The sequence below is a fragment of the Streptomyces sp. NPDC048436 genome (assembly GCF_043200355.1).
Classification (GTDB): Bacteria; Actinomycetota; Actinomycetes; order Streptomycetales; family Streptomycetaceae; genus Streptomyces.
Map to the genome: position 1 here is coordinate 650,176 of NZ_JBICXP010000001.1, position 16,892 is coordinate 667,067.

Here is a 16,892-nt window from a genome sequence, read left to right on the forward strand (position 1 = left end):
TGGGCCCGCGTGGTCTGCGGCTACGGCCTCGCAGCGCTCGTGTACATGTTCGTCGGCCACGCCATAGCAGGCCGCCTCCGCCGCTACTGACCCGTACCCGCCCCGCAGCACCCCGGCGCGAGGCCCACCGGCAGGCGTTCTCCTGAGAACACCGCGCAGGTGGCCTCGTCGCCGCCCAGTGCCGCTACCGCAAGGAGCACGGAGCCCGCCGTCCACGTTGTCAGTTCCTCGGGCCAGATCGCCTTGTCGTCGAAGACGTAGCCCGTCCAGTAGAGGCCGGACTCCGGGTCGCGCAGGTGCTGGATCGACTGGAGGATCTCCAGGGCGCGGTCCGACTCGCCCAGGATCCAGAGCGCCAGGGCCAGTTCGGCGCTCTCGCCGCCCGTCACCCAGTTGTTGGGGATGACGCAGCGCACGCCGAGGTCCGGCACCACGAAGCGGTCCCAGCCGTCCTCCATGCGGGACTTGGCCTCGGGGCCGCTCAGCGCGCCGCCCAGGACCGGGTAGTACCAGTCCATCGAGTAGCGGTCCTTGTCGAGGAACCGCTCGGGGTGGCTGCGTATCGCGTGGGCCAGCGCGCCCGTAGCCAGCTCCCAGTCCGGCTGCGGCTCCTCCCGCTGCTCGGCGATCGCCAGGGCGCAGCGCAGCGCCTGGTGGATCGATGAACTGCCGGTAAGGAGCGCGTCGTTGACCGGCGTCCCGTCCGCCTCCCGCTTCCAGCCGATCTGGCCGCCCGGCTGCTGCAGCGCGAGGACGAACTCCACCGCCCCCACCACCGTCGGCCACAGGCGGTCGAGGAACGTGTCGTCGCCGGTCGAGAGGTAGTGGTGCCAGACGCCCACGGCGACGTACGCGCAGAAGTTCGTCTCGCGGCCCCGGTCGCTCACGTCGTACGGATCCCCGTCGACGTACGCCGCGTACCAGGAGCCGTCCGGATTCTGGTGCCGCGCCAGCCAGTCGTAGGCGCGGCCCGCCGCCGCGTGCTCGCCCGCGGCGTCCAGGGCCATGGCTGCCTCGGTGTGGTCCCACGGATCCAGGTGGTGGCCGCGGAACCACGGGATCGCGCCGTCCTCGCGCTGGACGGCGAGGATCCCGCGTACCGTCACGACGGCCTCGTCGGCCGTCAGGACGCCGGGCAGGACCAGGTGTTCCGTCCGCTCCGGGCTCGTCACGCGTCGGTCTTCGCGTCGTCGGTCTTCGCGTCCGTCTTCGGCAGATGCGGCTTCGTCGCGTACGCCACGAAACTCTTGCCCACAATCGGGTTGAGCAACTGCTCCGCCACCTTCGTGGCCAGCGGCTTCTTCATGATGTCCCAGACCAGGAGCTTGTGGTACGCCCGCACCGGCAGGGCCTTGTCGTTGTCCACGCCGAAGGCGCACTTCAGCCACCAGTAGGGCGCGTGCAGGGCGTGCGCGTGGTGCGTGCCGTACGGCTTCAGGCCCGCTTCCCGCATCCTGCCGAGCAGTTCGTCCGCCTTGTAGATGCGGATGTGCCCGCCCTCGACCTCGTGGTACGCGTCCGACAGGGCCCAGCAGATCTTCTCCGGGCCGTAGCGCGGGACCGTCACCGCGATGCGGCCGCCGGGCTTGAGCACGCGGACCATCTCCGCGAGTACGCCCTTGTCGTCGGGGATGTGCTCCATCACCTCGGAGATGATCACGACGTCGAACGAGGCGTCGGGAAAGGGCAGGTTGAGCGCGTCACCCTCCATCGCGGTGGCCGTCGCGCCGGCGGGCGCCTCGCCCGCCTCCTTCATCGCGGCGAACCACTTGGCGACCTCACGGATCTCCTCGCCGTTCTGGTCGAGGGCCACCACCTGGGCCCCCCGCCGATAGCACTCGAAGGCGTGCCGGCCCGCGCCGCAGCCCAGATCCAGGACGCGGTCGCCCGCGGCGAGCGGGAAGCGGGTGAAGTCGACGGTCAGCATCAGCGAGGGCTCCCGGAGTACGTCGGGGTGGCGGCGGGGCGGCCGGATTGCGGGGCTTGGTTGTTGCGGGCGATCGCCGCGCGGTACAGCTCTGCGGTGCCCTGGGCGGCGCGGGCCCAGGTGAATTTGGCGAGAACCCGCTCACGTCCGGCCGCGCCGAGCCGGGCGCGCAGCTCACGGTCGCCGAGCAGCCGGCTCAGCCCGGCGGCGAGCGCGCCGGGGTCGGCGGGCGGCACGGCGAGGCACGTCTCGCCGTCCGGGCCCGCGACCTCCGGGATCGCGCCGCCGGTCGTCGCGAGCAGCGGCGTTCCCGTCGCCATGGCCTCCGCCGCGGGCAGCGAGAACCCCTCGTAGAGAGAAGGGACGCAGGCGACCTGCGCCGAGCGGACCAGGTCGACGAGCTCGGCGTCGGTGATGCCCTTGACGAACTCGATGGCGTCCTCGAGGCCGTACCGCTCGATCGCCTGCGCCACGGGACCGTCCTCGGCGCGCCTGCCGACGACGACGAGGTGGGCTGCGGGGTTCTCGGCGCGGACCTTGGCCAGCGCCTCGACGAGGTGGATGAGGCCCTTGAGCGGGACGTCCGCGCTGGAGGTCGTGACGATCCGGCCAGGGACCTCGGGGATCGCCGGGTCCGGTGAGAAGAGGTCGGTGTCGGCGCCGATGTGCACGACGTCGATGCGGTCCTCACGTACGCCGAGGTGCTCGATGATCTCCTGGCGCGAGGTGCCGGAGACGGTGAGCACGGAGGGCAGGCGGCGCGCCACGCGCTTCTGCATGCGCGTGAACGCGTACCAGCGGCGCACGGACATGCGCCGCCGCCAGCCGGGCGCCGCGTCCAGCTCCAACTGACGGTCCACGGTGATGGGGTGATGGATCGTCGAGACGAGCGGCGCGCCGAGGTCGCCCAACAGGCCGTAGCCGAGGGTCTGGTTGTCGTGCACGACGTCGAACTCGCCGCGCCTGGCCCGCAGATGGCGACGGGCGCGCAGGCTGAAGGTCGCTGGCTCGGGGAAGCCGCCGGTCCACATCGTCGCCACTTCGAGCGCGTCGACCCAGTCGCGGTACTCGTCGCGCTTGGGGGTGCGGAAGGGGTCGGGCGAGCGGTAGAGGTCGAGGCTCGGCAGCTCGGTGAGGGTCAGGCCCTCAAGGCCCTCGTCAAGGACGGGGTAGGGCTGCGCGCCGATCACCTCGACGCTGTGGCCGAGGCGGGACAGCTCGCGCGAGAGATGACGTACGTAGACGCCTTGTCCCCCGCAGAACGGGTTCCCTTTGTACGTGAGGAGAGCGATGCGCAACGGACGGTCACCATCGGCGTCCGGCCCCGTCCGGGGGCCCGCCTCCATGGCCTCAGCGGTCACTCTCGGCCCCCTTCTCCCTGCGGTTGTCCGCGAGGTTACGCCGGGACGGTAATCTAGAACAAGTTTCAGACTTGATCGTTGAATGATCGCTGAACGAGCTTTGAATCTACCGGCAGGTAGCCGCGCTGTAAGGCCCGGATCAGGTGATTCGCGCCACGGCGGGTCCCCTGCCATGCTGGCCGACCACGTATCCGGAACGGGACAACGGAACAACGGGACATATGACAGCGGAAGCCAAGCCAGCGGAAGTCGCAGCAGCTGATCCGGCGTCGCCGCCCCTCACCGAACGGCAGGAGGCGCGCCGCCGCCGCATCCTGCACGCCAGCGCCCAACTCGCGAGCAGGGGCGGGTTCGACGCGGTGCAGATGCGCGAGGTCGCCGAGTCCTCCAGCGTCGCGCTCGGCACGCTCTACCGCTACTTCCCCTCCAAGGTGCATCTCCTGGTCGCCACCATGCAGGACCAGCTGGGGCACATGCACTCGACGATCCGTAAGCGCCCGCCGGCCGGCGAGACGCCCGCCGAGCGGGTCGCGGAGACGCTGATGCGGGCCTTCCGCGCCCTGCAGCGCGAACCGCACCTCGCGGACGCGATGGTGCGGGCCCTGACCTTCGCCGACCGCTCGGTGAGCCCCGAGGTGGACACGGTCTCGCGGCTGACCACGGTGATCATCCTGGACGCGATGGGCCTGGAGGACGCCCCGACCCCCGAACAGCTCTCGGCGGTGCGCGTCATCGAGCACACCTGGCACTCGGCGCTGATCACCTGGCTCTCGGGGCGGGCGTCGATCGCGCAGGTCAAGATCGACATCGAGATGGTGTGCCGCCTGATCGACCTGACGTCGCCCGAGAAATCGGCCTGACGTCGCCCGAGAAGTCGACCTGACGTCGCCCGAGAAGGCGTAACGCTCCCCCGGCCCTCGCCTCTCACGCGTCCCCCGGATCACGCGATCCCGCAACCCCTGTCCCGCTGCATGCGGTGCACAGGGGGCGCACAGGCGCGTGGCAATTGCGCCCCTGAGCCCCTCCTGATCCCTCTTGGCCAGATCTCCGGGTCCGCGCGAGCGGTCGGCGCCGCTATGAATGGTGACGTACTTGACCGAGGCAACCGGAAACTGCCGGAAACTGCCGGAATACCGACAGCGGGAAGCTGGGGGATCGGAACGTGATCCGGGTACTTCTCGTGCACGATGCCTGTCTGCTGCGATCGGCTCTGGCGGAGCGTCTCGCCCGTGAGCCGGACCTGGAGGTGTTCCATGCGCCGTGGCACGGCGCCCGCGACCGTACGGGCGCGATGCGGCCCGACCTCTGCGTGGTCGACCCGGACGGCGACGCCGCGTACGCGTCCGCCGAGTTCGGCGAACAGTCCCATCCGGCGGCCGGGGGACTCGGCAGCCCGCTCCTCGTCCTGGTCTCCGGGAACCGGCCGGGGCTGCTGCGGCGCTGCATGGAGGCGGGCGCCCTCGGCTATGTGGACAAGGCGAGCCCGCCGGACCGGCTGCTCACCGGGATAAGACAGGTGGCGGCCGGGCAGCGGTTCGTCGACGAGTCACTGGGCTTCGGCTTTCTGAAGGCCTCTCAGATGCCGCTCACCCACCGGGAGTTACTGGTCCTGTCACTCGCCGCCGGGGGCGCCCCTGTCGCCGAGATCGCGCACCGTCTGCATCTGACCAACGGCACGGTGCGCAACTACATGGCCGCCATCACCCGCAAGACCGGCGCCCGCAACAGGATCGACGCCATACGCATCTCGCGCGGGGAGGGCTGGGTGTGAACTGCCGTTCGCCGGGCCCCAGTTCCCGGCGAGATCCCGGTAGAGCGAGGAGCGTTCGAGCAGCTCCTCATGACCGCCGCACAGGGTGTGCTGTCCGTCCATCACCAGGATCCGGTCGGCGCGGCGGGCCGAGCTGATGCGGTGGGCGATCACCACGAGGGTGCCGCCGGGCCGGGCCGCGAACGCCCGCTCGGCGCGCGCCTCCGCCACCGGGTCGAGGTGGCAGGTGGCCTCGTCGAGCAGGGCGAGGGGCGCGTACGAGACATAGGCGCGGGTCAGCGCGACGAGCTGGCGCTCACCGGCGGAGAGCGCGGCGGGGTCGAGCGCGGCGGCGAGCCCGCCGAGCCGCTCGATCAGGCCACTGAGCCCGACGGCCCCGGCGGCGGAGAGCAGTTCCGCCCCGCTCACGGCGTCCGCCCGCAGATACTCCAGGTTCTCCCGCACCGTCCCGCTGAAGACGTACGCCTCCTGCGGTATCAACACCCTGCGCCCGGCGGCCCCTTGCCCCCGCACCGCCCGCCCATCCACCAGGACGACCCCGCCCCCGGGTTCGAGCAGCCCCGCCACGAGCCCGGCCAGCGTCGACTTCCCGATGCCGCTGGGCCCGACGACGGCCAGGTGGCCACCGCGCGGGACGGTGAGCGAGAGATCGCGTACGACGGGCTCGGCGCGGGGCCCGTAGGCGAAGGTGACGGAGGAGAGGTGGAGGGCGGGGGGCGGGGGCGCGTCGGGGGCGGGGGCGGTGACCGTCTCGGGCTGCTCCGGTGGCGTCTGCGGTGGGGTCCACGTCAGGCGGTGCAGGACGATGGCGAGGCGGGAGCCGCTCGCGCCCAGGCCGTGGATCAGGTTGTGCAGGGCCGGGAGCAGGGCCTGCGTGACGTAGGCGAGGGCTCCGACCAGTGCGCCGGGTGTCACTCCGTTGTCCAGGAGCCAGGGGGCGGTGACGAGGAGCAGGACCAGCGGGAGCTGGCCGCCGGTCGCCAGGGCCGCCGTGCGCAGGATGCCCCAGCGGGCGAGACCGCGGGCCGCCGCGTACTCCGTGGCGACGCCCCGGTCCAGGTCGGCGGCCGCGTCCCGTTCCGCGCCCGCCGCCGCCACGTCCCGCAACCCCGGGGCCAGCGCGCCCAGTTGGCCCGCGATGCCCTCGTCGGCGACGAGGAACTCCTCCTGGCGCCTGGCCAGCGGACGCAGTGTCGCCACGAACAGGCCGACGCCCGCGATGAGCGGCGGCGCCACGACCAGGAGGAGGAGGGGGTCGAGCGAGAACAGGCCGACCAGCGCGCCGGCGGCCGTGAAGACGAAGGAGCGTGACACCAGGACCAGGCCCGCGAAGGTGTCCCTTGCGATCTCCACCTGCTGGGTGAGCCGGGACACCGCGGCGCCTTCCGCGTCCCGAAGCCCCCGGCCGACGACCTGCCGGACCAGGGTGTCCCGCAGCGGCTCCACCAGGTCGGCGACCGTGCGGTACACCCGCCCCGTGCCGTACGCGGCGACCACCACGCCGAGCCCCGCCGCGCCGAGCCACCCGAGGCCGACCGCCTCGTGCCCCGCGAGGAAGCCGTCGTCCAGGGCGCGGGCGAGGGCGAACCCGGTCAGGAAGGTCTGCCCGGTCTCCAGTACGGACCACAGGGCGAGCCGCAGGACCACCGGCCACCGGCGCCACAGGAAGCGGACACCCCGGCGGTAGGGACCCTGCGGATCCCGCCGCCCCTCACCGGAAATGAGCCTCACGCGCCGAACACCTCCCGGTACTCCGGCCGCTCCCACAGTTCCGCGTGCGTGCCCACCGCCCGGATCCGGCCGTCGTGCAGCCAGGCCACCGCGTCGGCACGGGCCGCGGTCGCCGCGCGGTGGGCGATGATCAGGCGGCTGCCGTGCGCGGAGTGGTGGAGCAGGGCCTCGGCTATGTGGTGTTCGGTCACCGTGTCGAGGCTCGACATGGCGTCGTCCAGGATCAGGAGCCGCCCACCTCGTGCCAACGCCCGTGCCAGGCCGAGGCGTTGGGCCTCGCCTCCGGAGAGGGGCGCGTCTTCGCAGCGGGTGGCGTAGCCGTCGGGGAGGCGGGTGATGAAGGGGGTGGCGCGGGCGGCGCCGGCCGCCTCGCGGATGCGGGAGGGCGCAGGGCGCGGGGATCCGAAGCCGATGGTGTCCTCCAGGGTCGCGCCGAGCAGGGCGGGCCGCTCGAAGGCGTAGCCGACCTCGCGGCGCAGCTCATCCCGGCCGAGCGAGCGCAGGGGGACGCCGTCGAGACGTACGTCCCCTTCGTCGGGGTCGGCGAGCCGTCCCGCGAGGGAGGCGAGCAGCGACTTGCCCGCGCCGGAGCGGCCGACCACGGCAAGGGTGCCGCCCGCGGGCACCGTCAGGTCGATCCCGTCGAGCACGGTGCGTCCACCGCGGGCCACCTTGATCCCACGTAGCTCCAACAAGCCTTCGCCGGGCGGGAGTTCCGAGTCGCCGTACACGGTGGCGGGTTCCGCGAGCACTTCCTCCAGGCGCCGGGCGGCTCCCCTGGCCCGCACCAGGGCGCCCAACTGCCCCACGAGGACGCCGATGCCGGTGGCGAGCACCGCGTACCGGGAGGCGGCGAGGAGCTCGCCGACGGTGATGCGGTGCTCGATCAGCAGATGGCCCGCGACCACGACGACGCCGATCTGCAGGAGCGGCGCGACGGCCACCGCCTGGGCCTGGGAGCGGCCCTGCACGTGCCACATCCGGTGGCCCTGGCGGGAGAGTTCGGGCAGCGCCCCGAGAACGCGCGCCGCCTCCTTGTCCTCGGTGTGCGCCGCGGCGATGGTCCTCGCGCCGCCGATCGCCTCGCTGAGGCGGCCCGCGATGTCGCCCTGGACCTGCTGGTAGCGGGCCACGCAGTCGGAGGAGACGCGCACGAACGCCCGCAGGAGCAGGACGAGGACGGGCGCGCCCGCGACGAACACCACGGCGAGCCAGCCGTCGATCAGGGCGAGCGCCACCACGGCGCCGACGGGTGCGACCAGGGCGGCCAGGAGCGCGGCGGACGTCGCGGGCGCGACGCCCGCGTGGGCCGCGTTGTCGATGAGGCGGGCCACCAGGTCGCCGGGGGCGAAACGGGCGGTGGCGCGTGGCCCGACGGCGAGCACATGGCGCCCGACACGACCGCGCAGCCAGGCCGTGGTGCGGGCGTTGGTGGTGCCGGTGAGCACGCTGTCGACGGCGTCGAGGACCGCGCTCGCGCCGATGAGCGCGGCGCAGACCAGGATCCAGCGGGTGGCGTCGGCGCCGACGTGGCCCGACGCGTGGCCGGACAGGACGGCGTCCAGGGCGCGCCCGATGGCGTACGGCAAAAGGAGGCTCGCACCCGCGCCCGCGACGATGCACAGCGCGAGGACCACGCAGCGGGCGGCACTGTACCGGGCCGCCGCACGCAGCAGTCCTGCGGCGCGGCCGGGTCGGGGTCCATGTTCAGCCGGGGTTTCAGCGGGTTGCCGACGCGGGCGGGGGGTCGTGGTCGCCATGCGGTCCGGGTCCTCGCAGTCCTCGTGTCCGTGGCGGAGTGGCGGTGGCGCTGTACGTGTCGGTGGCGCTGTACGTGTCAGTGGCGTGGCGGTGGTTGGGTCCGGGCGGGCCTCCGCTAGGAGACCCGCCCGGTCCGTCAACCGTGCTGCTCAGGCGCGCAGTGGAGTCACAGACAGAGCAGAACGCTGGCGGCGCTCCAGCAGAGGAGGAGGCTTACCTGGCTGCCGCCGCCACCGCCGCCGCCACCGGTCATCTCGTCGGACTCCATGCTCTGCAGGTCGAGAAGTGCCATGGAACTGCCTCTCATTTGGGGACGTTGCTGCTGTCCTTGTGGGGTGTTGTCACGACCCCGCGGCGTCGCGGGACCGGCTCTGGGCCCGCCGCGTGTGCGGCAGGAAGGGGACGTGCGCTCCGGTGTCCCCGAGTGCGGCGGCGAGGGCGAGGAGACAGCCCGCCGTTCCGGTGTTCAGGTCCATGGAGAGGCGCAACATCTGATCGCCGGGGAAGGCGAGTTGGCCCGCGTACGGCATGGCGAACCAGCCGAGGCCCTCGATCTGCGCGGCGACGTCCTCGGGGGTGATGCCGGGCGTGGTGCTGCGGTTGACGTGCAGGAGCAGTCCTGCCCGCCCCTGGTACAGGCCGGGCTGCACGCAGAAGCGCGAGCGTGCGGAGGCCAGGATTCCTGGCCGCGCCGCCTCGAACCCGGCGTCGTCCCGGTGCGCGAGGTAGTCGTCGATGACCATGCCGATGCCGACGCTCCCGTCGCCGAGGTAGGGCATGGTGCGCCAGCCCTCGTCCACCGCGAGGCTGCCGTCCTCCCGCGCCACGCACCGGTCGAGGTCCGAGCGCAGGGCGCGCGCCGCCAGGTCGAGGAGCGTGGGGTCGCCGCTCTGTTCGTAGAGCCGCAGGAAGAGGAGCGCGGAGCCGGTGGCCCCGTGCAGCAGGCCGGCCCTGCGCCGCTCGTTGGGCGGACCTTCCGCGGTCAGCCGCTCGCCGAGCAACTCGGCGGCGCGCAACGCGTGTTGGCCGAAGGCTTGCTCCCCTGTGCTGCGTGCGAGGGAGTCGAAGACCAGGCCGAGGCCTGCGAGGCCGCCGTCCAGGTCGGAGGGGAGCCGCTGCCAGTTCTCCTTGAGGATGAGCTCCGCCAGGTCGAGGGCGCGTGTGCGGTGGCCGAGCCGGTCCAGCACGTGGACGATGCCCGCGAGACCGTGCTCAAGGCCCATCGGCGTACCGGGGGCGAGGGCTTCGGTGTGCTTGAGAAGCCAGCGCTCGCCCTCCTCATAGCGTTCGGCGCCGCTCTCGGCGAGGGCGAGCAGCACTCCGGCCGCGCCGTGTGCGAGGCCCAGCCCGCCGCCCTCGGCGAACTGCGCGATGTCGCCCGGGAAGAGCCGGTCGTCGCGCTCCGGGGTGGCCGAGGCGAGGATGGCCTTGACCATGGAGTCCCGGCTGCTGGGCCAGTCGGCGATGTCCACGAGTGGCGAGGCGGCCCCCGTCACCGGCCCGATGGCGCCGACCCCGCCCGCCGTGGCAACCTCACGCCGCCCGCCGCGTTCGATCTCCGCCACGGCTTCGGCGAGGAACTCCCGCGGAACCTCCGGGAATTCGGCGGCAATCACCGTCGCGAGGTGCGCCGCCTTGCCGCGGTCGACGGCGAGAAGGGTGGTGACCGGCAGGAAGAGGGCGAGGCGCAGACAGGCGAGGGCGTAGAGGTCGACGTCCACTCCCTCGCGGTCCGCGGGAGCGATGAACCCGGGGTGGGCCACGACCTGGCGTCCGCCGTCACCCACTCGTCCCGCCGCCTCGAAGTCGAGGAGGGAGACGGACTGTTCGTCGGGCGCGACCATGATGTTGAACATGTGCAGGTCGTTGAAGACGACGCCCCGCCCGTGCACGGCGGCGACGGCTTCCTCGACGGCGCGGTGGATGCGCAGCGCCCAGGCCGTGTACGCGGATATCGCCGCGGGGTCCGGTTCGCTGACGCACAGCGGATGGCGCTCGGCGAAGAAGGAATTGAGGGTGCGGCCCTCCAGGAAGTCCATGACGAGGAAGCGGTGGCCGCCGAGTTCGAACCAGTCGCGCACCTCGGGTGCGACACCGAGACCCGCCAGACACTCCAGCGCGGCCCGCTCGCGCTCCAGGCGGGCCACGGCGTCGGCCCCGTCGGATGCCAGACCGGCGTGCGGCCGGCCCTCCTTCAGGACGACCTTGCGGCCGTCACGAGTGTCGGTTCCCACGTAGACGCCGCCGCCGTTGGAGAAGTGCAGCGCCTTCTCCATGCGGTACGGCAGGTCGGAGACCGTCGTCTTGTTGCGGGCCGCCAGCTGCGGTTCGAGGAAAGGCGGCAGCGTCACCCAGGCGGGGACCTTGAAGGCGGGGTCGCGCGGGTCGGGGACGAGCGTGCCGTGGTCGTCCTCGATCGCGGGGACGAGGGCGCCGCGGTCGTTGACGCACATGCGGCGGGTGAAGGCGCCGTACCTGACGTACAGCGGGCCTTCCCGCCAGCGCAGGTCGGTGAGGATGTAGGGACCTTCGAAGCCTTCGAGGAGCGTGCCCAACTCTCTCAGGAGCGAGTGCAGTTGCTCCTCGTCGGCCGGGTAGATCGTCACGAACTTCCCGCTGCCGTCGCGCCCCGCGTACTTGCTGTTGCGCAGGTGCAGCAGATGCCGTCCCGCGATGAACTTGAAGGGCACGGCACGCGGCACGCAGTGGTCCCAGACCGCCGCGGCTATCCGGTCCGCGTTCTCCAGCGTGGCGGACACATGGATCTTCCAGCCCTGTTGGGGAGCCGGCCGCGCCTGCCCGGCCTCGTCGACCGGGACGACGGTGAGCCAGTCCCCCTCGCGGCCCGACCGCCATCCCGCCGGGACAGCGCGACCGGCCGTCTTGAACTCAGGGGCGGCCCCGCCCACGGGCATGCGGTCCGGAGTCTCGTAGAAGTGCCTGTCGGCCAGGCAGTAGACCTCGTACCGCTTGTCCACGGTGCCCCCTCTCTCTGCGGTGTGATGGAGAGATTTCCAGACCGCAAAGGGGACGGACAGTCACGGATGTCACCGGAACACCATGCGGAACGCATGCGTAAAGTCCTGTTCGCACACGTTCGAGCGCACATAAAATACACACCTCGCTCGCCGGGTTCCGCGGGCGCCGTCACGGAAGTGAATTCGGCGCACGCGGCGGCGAACAGGGCTATTCTTCCGGCGGAAAAACGACCTCCCCACTGGTCAGCGTGATCGTGATCGCCTCGACCGGGCACCCCTCGGCCGCTTCGAGCACCTTCTCGTTGGCGTCGGTCTCGGGGTCCACGGGATGCGACTGGCGGGCGGAGTCGAGCGAGAAGCCGCCCGGCGCCGTGATCACGCACATCCCGGAGCCGATGCACACGGACCGGTCCACCTCGACGTGCCAGCGGTCACCCATTAGGCACCCGCTCCCTCATAGCCGGCGGGGAGGTGGATCATCTTGTGCTCGAAGTACTCGCCGTACCCCTCGGGCCCGAACTCCCGTCCAAGGCCGGAGTTCTTGTAGCCGCCGAACGGGCCGAGCATGTCGAGACTGAAGGTGTTCACCGAGTACGTTCCGGTGCGCACCCGGCGGGCGATGTCGATGCCGCGCTCCACGTCCGCCGTCCACACGCTGCCGCTGAGCCCGTACTCCGAGTCGTTGGCGATCTTGACGGCCTCGCTCTCGTCGCCGTACGGAAGAAGGCAGATGACCGGGCCGAAGATCTCCTCGCGGGCGACGCGCATGGAGTTGTCCACGCCGCCGAAGAGCGTCGGCTCGACGTACCAGCCCTCGTCGAACCCGGCCGGGCGTCCGCCGCCCGTCAGGATCTTGGCGCCTTCCTCCTGGCCGATGCGGATGTAGTCGAGCGAGCGCTGCTGCTGGCGCTTGGCCACCAGCGGGCCGAGTTCGGTCGCCGGGTCGAGCGGGTCGCCGACCTTGAGCGCGGAGGCCGCCGCGGCGAAGGCGTCGGCGAACTCGTCGTAGCGCGAGCGGGGCACGAGGATGCGGGTCTGGGCCACGCACGCCTGGCCGTTGATCATCCAGGCGAAGGGGACGATCCCGGCGACCGCGCCCGCCGCGTCGGCGTCCGGCAGGATCACCGCGGCCGACTTGCCGCCCAACTCCAGGGTGACGCGGGTGAGGTTGCGCGCGGCGACCTCCATGACGCGCTTGCCCGCGCCGACGGAGCCGGTGAAGGACACCTTGTCTATGCCGGGGTGACCGACGAGATACTCGCTGACCTCACGGTCCGCCGAGATGATCGAGAGCACGCCCCGCGGAAGCCCGGCCTCGACGGCGATCTCGGCGAGGATGTAGGCGTCGAGCGGCGTCTCCGGCGAGGTCTTGAGGATGACCGGGCATCCGGCGAGCAGCGCGGGCGCGAGTTTGGCCGCCGCGGTGAACTGCGGGACGTTCCACGGGACGACGGCCGCCACGACGCCGACCGGTTCGCGCCGGACGAGGATCTTGCCGAGGGCGCCGTCGCGCGCTTCCTCGTACGTGAAGTTCTTCGCGACCGTGAGCGCCGAGTCCCAGACCATCATCGCGGCGAGGGCCTGCACCATCACGCTGGAGGTGTAGGGGGTGCCGTTCTGGGAGCTGATGACGCGGGCGATCTCCTCGTGCCGTACGGCGAAAGCGTCCTTGATCTTGGTGATGACCTCGATCCGCTCGTCGAGCGTCATCCGGGGCCAGGGCCCCTCGTCGAACGCCTTGCGCGCGGTGGCGACGGCCCGGTCGACGTCGGCGGGCGCCGCGTGCGGCACCCGCGCGAAGACCTGACCGGTGTGCGGCGACACCACCTCGATGACGTCCTTGCCGAGGGGATCCACCAACTCCCCGCCGATGAAAAGCTGTCCGTGTTCCACGAGCTCGGTCATGGCTGACTGCCTCCTGCGGGATTCCGCCTGCGCGGCACACTTTCTGACGCTGTCTCAGGACTCACTGATGCAGAACTGATACCAGTTCTAGTTCCAGTAGTCCACGGAGGGCAAGGCTCAAGTAGCCTGAGCGAACGGTCGACTTGGGCGATCATTGGAACTAGTTCTAGTTACGCTGGCGGGCAGGCCCGCAGCCGACGAGAGATGAGGGCGCCCGATGACGCAGGTGACCGATCCGCAGGTGACCGAGCACGGCGGGGGCGTATGGAGCATCAAGGTCCCGATCCCGGACAACCCCCTGGGCTTCACGCTCGTCCACCTACTGGACACCGACAGCGGCCCGGTCCTCATCGACACCGGCTGGGACGACCCCACCTCCTGGGACGCCCTCACCACCGGCCTCGCCGCCTGCGGCACGTCCGCCGACGCCGTGCACGGCGTCGTCATCACCCACCATCACCCCGACCACCACGGCCTGTCGGCCAAGGTCCGCGAGGCCTCGGGCGCGTGGATCGCGATGCACGAGGCGGACGCGGCGGTCGTACGGCGGACGAGGTCGAGCCGTCCGCGGCGCTGGCTCGACTACATGGTGGAGAAGCTGACGGCCGCGGGCGCCCCCGCCGACCATCTGGCACCGCTGCTCGCCGCCCGCGAGGCCGGCCGCATGCCCAAGCTGCCGGGTCTGGCCCCCGCACTGCCCGACCTCGGCATCACACCCGGCGAGCTGATCGACCTGCCGGGGCGCAGGCTCCGCGCGATCTGGACCCCCGGCCACACCCCCGGCCACGTCTGCCTGCACCTGGAGGAGGAGCACCCGGCCCAACTCCCGGGCCACGGACGCCTGTTCTCCGGGGACCATCTGCTCCCGGGCATCACCCCGCACATCGGCCTGTACGAGGACCCTGACGACGACACGGTCACCGACCCCCTGGGTGACTACCTCGACTCCCTGGAGCGCGTCGGCCGCCTGGGCCCCGCGGAGGTCCTTCCGGCCCACCAGTACGCGTTCACGGACGCCCCGGCCCGCGTCCGGGAGATCCTGGCCCACCACGAGGAGCGCCTCACCGACCTGGCCGCTCTCCTCGCCGAGCCCCTCACCCCCTGGCAGCTCGCCGAGCGCATGGAGTGGAACCGCCCCTGGGCCGAGATCCGCCACGGCTCGCGCAACATCGCCGTCTCCGAGGCCGAGGCGCATGTGCGGCGCCTGGTGAAGCTGGGGCGCGCGGAGGCGGTGGGCAGCGATCCGGTGCGGTACCGGGCGGTGTGACCTCCCGCCGGGGCGGGCGCCCCGGGGTGCTTCCGCTACGGGCCGGTAGAGTGGCCCCCGTCGTCATCATGCCCGTACGGGGGGAAGCCGGTGCGAATCCGGCGCTGACCCGCAGCCGTATACCGCACCCGAGCGGTAAGCCGGAATGCCCGGTACGGACCATGACCGGCTCGCTTCATCGGGGCCCCCGATGAACGGCACCGTCGAGGTATACGGAGCCGGAGCCGCCCGGTGCCCGTGCCCGTTACGTGCCCGTGCTGCCCCGCTCCCCGCAGGGAGAGGCACCCGCCGCATCATGAACGTTCGCCGCAGCGCAGCGGTCCTGGCCGCCGTAGCCGTGTTCGGTTCGGTCGCCGCCCCGGCCGCCTTCGCGGACACCGCGAAGCCCTCGCCCTCCGCGGCCCTTCCCTCCGGTCTGTACGGCGACGAGGACCCCAAGTTCGACGGGGTCTTCCGGCAGTCGTACGCCCTCCTCGCCCAGAATTCGGCCGGAGTGAAGCCCGCCGCGAAGGCCGTCGACTGGCTCGCCGGGCAGCAGTGCGACAGCGGCGGCTTCGCCGCGTACCGCGCCGACGCGACCGAGCCGTGCGACTCCAAGACCATGTTCGACAGCAACGCGACCGCGTCCGCCGTCCAGGCGCTCGCCGCGCTCGGCGGTCAGAAGAAGACGGTCGACAAGGCCGTCGGCTGGCTGAGGTCGGTGCAGAACAAGGACGGCGGCTGGGGCTACACCCCCGGCATGGACTCCGACGCCAACTCCACCGGCATCGTCATCGGCGCCCTCGTCGCGGCGGGCGAGAAGCCGGAGGGCGTGAAGGCCCAGAGCGGCAAGACGGCGTACAGCGCGCTGCCCGCCCTCTCGATGAGCTGCGGCAAGGACGGCGGCGCCTTCGGTCTCGCGGACGTCAAGTCGGGCAAGCTCTCCCCGAACGCGGACGCCACGGCGGCCGGCGTCCTCGGCGGCCACGGCAAGGGCCTGGTCGTCGACGCCGCCAAGAAGCAGTCCGCCGCCCCGAAGTGCGCGAAGGCCGACACCGCCGAGCAGGCCGCGTCGAACGGCACCGGCTACCTCCTGAAGACCCTCGCCAAGGGCGACGACCACCTGATGTCGTCGATGGCCGGCGCCAAGAACATGCCCGACCTGGGGAACACCGCGGACGCCGTGCTCGCGCTCGCCGCGGCCGGTCAGCAGGAGCAGGCCAAGAAGTCGGCCGAGTGGCTGTCGAAGAACTCCGCGGACTGGGCCAAGAAGTCCGGCCCCGCCGCCTACGCCCAGCTGATCTTCGCCGCCCACGCCGCGGGCATGGACCCGCGCGACTTCGGCGGCACGGACCTGGTCAAGCAGCTCAACGCGCAGGGACCTGCCCCGCAGGCGACCGAGAAGGCCGCCGACGAGAAGAAGGACAGCGACGACGGCGGCGTGAGCATCTGGTGGATCATCGGCGTCGGCCTGGTCGCGGGCATCGGCATCGGCTTCCTCTACAGCGGCAACAGGAAGAAGCAGCAGCTGTGACGCGGGGTCGCGTGCGGTGCGGGCGCCTGCTGATCGGGGCGCTCCTCGCCGCCCTGCTCGGTGTCCTCGCCGCCGCCCCCGCCCAGGCCGCCGGCTACCGCTACTGGTCCTTCTGGGACCGGGACGGCGCCACGTGGACGTACGCGAGTCAGGGCCCCGGCAGCGCGCGCCCCGACGACGGGGCCGTCCAGGGCTTCCGGTTCTCCGTGTCCGAGGACTCGAAGGACGCCGCGAAGCCGCGCGGCGCCGCGGACTTCGCCGCGATCTGCGCCAAGACCCCCGCAAAGGACGACCGCAAGCGGGTCGCCCTGGTCATCGACTTCGGTACGCCGGGTGACGCCCCCGGCGGCGAGACCCCGCCGAAGCCGCGTACCGCCTGCGCTCAGGTGTCGGACGACGCGACGAGCGCGGAAGCACTCGCCGCCGTCGCCAAGCCCCTTCGCTACGACAGCAACGCCCTGCTGTGCGCCATCACCAACTACCCCAAGTCGGGCTGCGGCGAGCAGGTCTCGGGCGACGGACAGTCCTCCGGGAAGAAGCCGACCGCGGGCGAGGCCGACAAGACGGACAGCGACTCCGGCGGTCCCTCCGTCGGGCTTGTCGCGGGCGTGGCCGCCATCGCGCTGCTCGGCGCCGCCGCCGTATGGCAGGCACGCCGCCGACGCGGCTGAACCGTGC

The 16,892-nt window shown here is 72.0% G+C and carries 13 protein-coding genes, 1 pseudogene and 1 riboswitch; of the genes and pseudogenes, 5 read left to right on the plus strand and 9 right to left on the minus strand.

Going from position 1 to position 16,892, the window contains the following annotated elements; genetic code table 11:
• Nucleotides 1–83: 83 nt before the first annotated feature.
• Genes ACGFX9_RS03025 through ACGFX9_RS03035 form a run of 3 tightly spaced genes read right to left on the minus strand, consistent with a single transcriptional unit; the run spans nucleotide 84 to nucleotide 3,288 of the window.
• Complete coding sequence (locus ACGFX9_RS03025; RefSeq protein WP_393463662.1) at nucleotides 84–1,172, minus strand: prenyltransferase/squalene oxidase repeat-containing protein; 1,089 nt, start codon at nucleotides 1,170–1,172, stop codon at nucleotides 84–86.
• The gene (locus ACGFX9_RS03030) at nucleotides 1,169–1,927 is read right to left on the minus strand and encodes a methyltransferase domain-containing protein (RefSeq protein ID WP_393463664.1); all 759 of its coding nucleotides are present in this window, start codon (nucleotides 1,925–1,927) and stop codon (nucleotides 1,169–1,171) included. Before ACGFX9_RS03030 ends, ACGFX9_RS03025 begins: the two co-directional genes overlap by 4 nt.
• Nucleotides 1,927–3,288 carry a glycosyltransferase family 4 protein gene (locus ACGFX9_RS03035; protein WP_393463666.1) on the minus strand — a complete coding sequence of 454 codons (1,362 nt, stop codon included), beginning with the start codon at nucleotides 3,286–3,288 and terminating at the stop codon, nucleotides 1,927–1,929. Before ACGFX9_RS03035 ends, ACGFX9_RS03030 begins: the two co-directional genes overlap by 1 nt.
• Nucleotides 3,289–3,509: 221 nt before the next feature.
• Here ACGFX9_RS03035 and ACGFX9_RS03040 point away from each other — a divergent pair, with 221 nt between their 5' ends.
• Nucleotides 3,510–4,148, plus strand: coding sequence for a TetR family transcriptional regulator (locus ACGFX9_RS03040; protein WP_393463668.1), 639 nt, complete (start codon nucleotides 3,510–3,512; stop codon nucleotides 4,146–4,148).
• A 584-nt stretch (nucleotides 4,149–4,732) separates the two neighbouring features.
• Nucleotides 4,733–4,975 (plus strand): annotated as a pseudogene (locus ACGFX9_RS03045) (LuxR C-terminal-related transcriptional regulator); the annotation flags it as partial.
• On the opposite strand, the gene ACGFX9_RS03050 reads toward ACGFX9_RS03045, so the two are convergent.
• From ACGFX9_RS03050 to ACGFX9_RS03075, 6 genes are all read right to left on the minus strand, one after another.
• Nucleotides 4,901–6,790, minus strand: coding sequence for an ATP-binding cassette domain-containing protein (locus ACGFX9_RS03050; protein ID WP_393463670.1), 1,890 nt, complete (start codon nucleotides 6,788–6,790; stop codon nucleotides 4,901–4,903). The pseudogene ACGFX9_RS03045 and the gene ACGFX9_RS03050 overlap by 75 nt on opposite strands.
• Complete coding sequence (locus tag ACGFX9_RS03055) at nucleotides 6,787–8,550, minus strand: ABC transporter ATP-binding protein (protein ID WP_393463671.1); 1,764 nt, start codon at nucleotides 8,548–8,550, stop codon at nucleotides 6,787–6,789. The genes ACGFX9_RS03050 and ACGFX9_RS03055 overlap by 4 nt, the downstream gene beginning before the upstream one ends.
• A gap of 167 nt (nucleotides 8,551–8,717) precedes the next feature.
• Complete coding sequence (locus ACGFX9_RS03060) at nucleotides 8,718–8,843, minus strand: SapB/AmfS family lanthipeptide (RefSeq protein WP_135335021.1); 126 nt, start codon at nucleotides 8,841–8,843, stop codon at nucleotides 8,718–8,720.
• Between the two features lie 49 nt (nucleotides 8,844–8,892).
• Entirely contained in the window at nucleotides 8,893–11,529 is a 2,637-nt protein-coding gene (gene lanKC / locus ACGFX9_RS03065; protein ID WP_393463673.1) for a class III lanthionine synthetase LanKC, read from the minus strand.
• A 208-nt stretch (nucleotides 11,530–11,737) separates the two neighbouring features.
• Nucleotides 11,738–11,968: a ferredoxin gene (locus tag ACGFX9_RS03070; protein WP_393463675.1), complete on the minus strand. Its 231-nt coding sequence runs from the start codon at nucleotides 11,966–11,968 to the stop codon at nucleotides 11,738–11,740.
• Complete coding sequence (locus ACGFX9_RS03075; protein WP_393463678.1) at nucleotides 11,968–13,434, minus strand: aldehyde dehydrogenase; 1,467 nt, start codon at nucleotides 13,432–13,434, stop codon at nucleotides 11,968–11,970. Before ACGFX9_RS03075 ends, ACGFX9_RS03070 begins: the two co-directional genes overlap by 1 nt.
• Before the next feature lie 217 nt (nucleotides 13,435–13,651).
• On the opposite strand from ACGFX9_RS03075, the gene ACGFX9_RS03080 reads away from it, so the two are divergent.
• The 3 genes from ACGFX9_RS03080 (at nucleotide 13,652) to ACGFX9_RS03090 (ending at nucleotide 16,885) form a co-directional block, all read left to right on the plus strand.
• Nucleotides 13,652–14,701 carry an MBL fold metallo-hydrolase gene (locus ACGFX9_RS03080; RefSeq protein ID WP_393463681.1) on the plus strand — a complete coding sequence of 350 codons (1,050 nt, stop codon included), beginning with the start codon at nucleotides 13,652–13,654 and terminating at the stop codon, nucleotides 14,699–14,701.
• A gap of 80 nt (nucleotides 14,702–14,781) precedes the next feature.
• Nucleotides 14,782–14,852: riboswitch (cobalamin riboswitch) on the plus strand.
• A gap of 144 nt (nucleotides 14,853–14,996) precedes the next feature.
• Nucleotides 14,997–16,214, plus strand: a complete 1,218-nt coding sequence (locus tag ACGFX9_RS03085) for a prenyltransferase/squalene oxidase repeat-containing protein (RefSeq protein ID WP_393463684.1) — start codon at nucleotides 14,997–14,999, stop codon at nucleotides 16,212–16,214.
• Complete coding sequence (locus ACGFX9_RS03090) at nucleotides 16,211–16,885, plus strand: SCO2322 family protein (RefSeq protein WP_393463687.1); 675 nt, start codon at nucleotides 16,211–16,213, stop codon at nucleotides 16,883–16,885. Before ACGFX9_RS03085 ends, ACGFX9_RS03090 begins: the two co-directional genes overlap by 4 nt.
• Nucleotides 16,886–16,892: the final 7 nt, after the last annotated feature.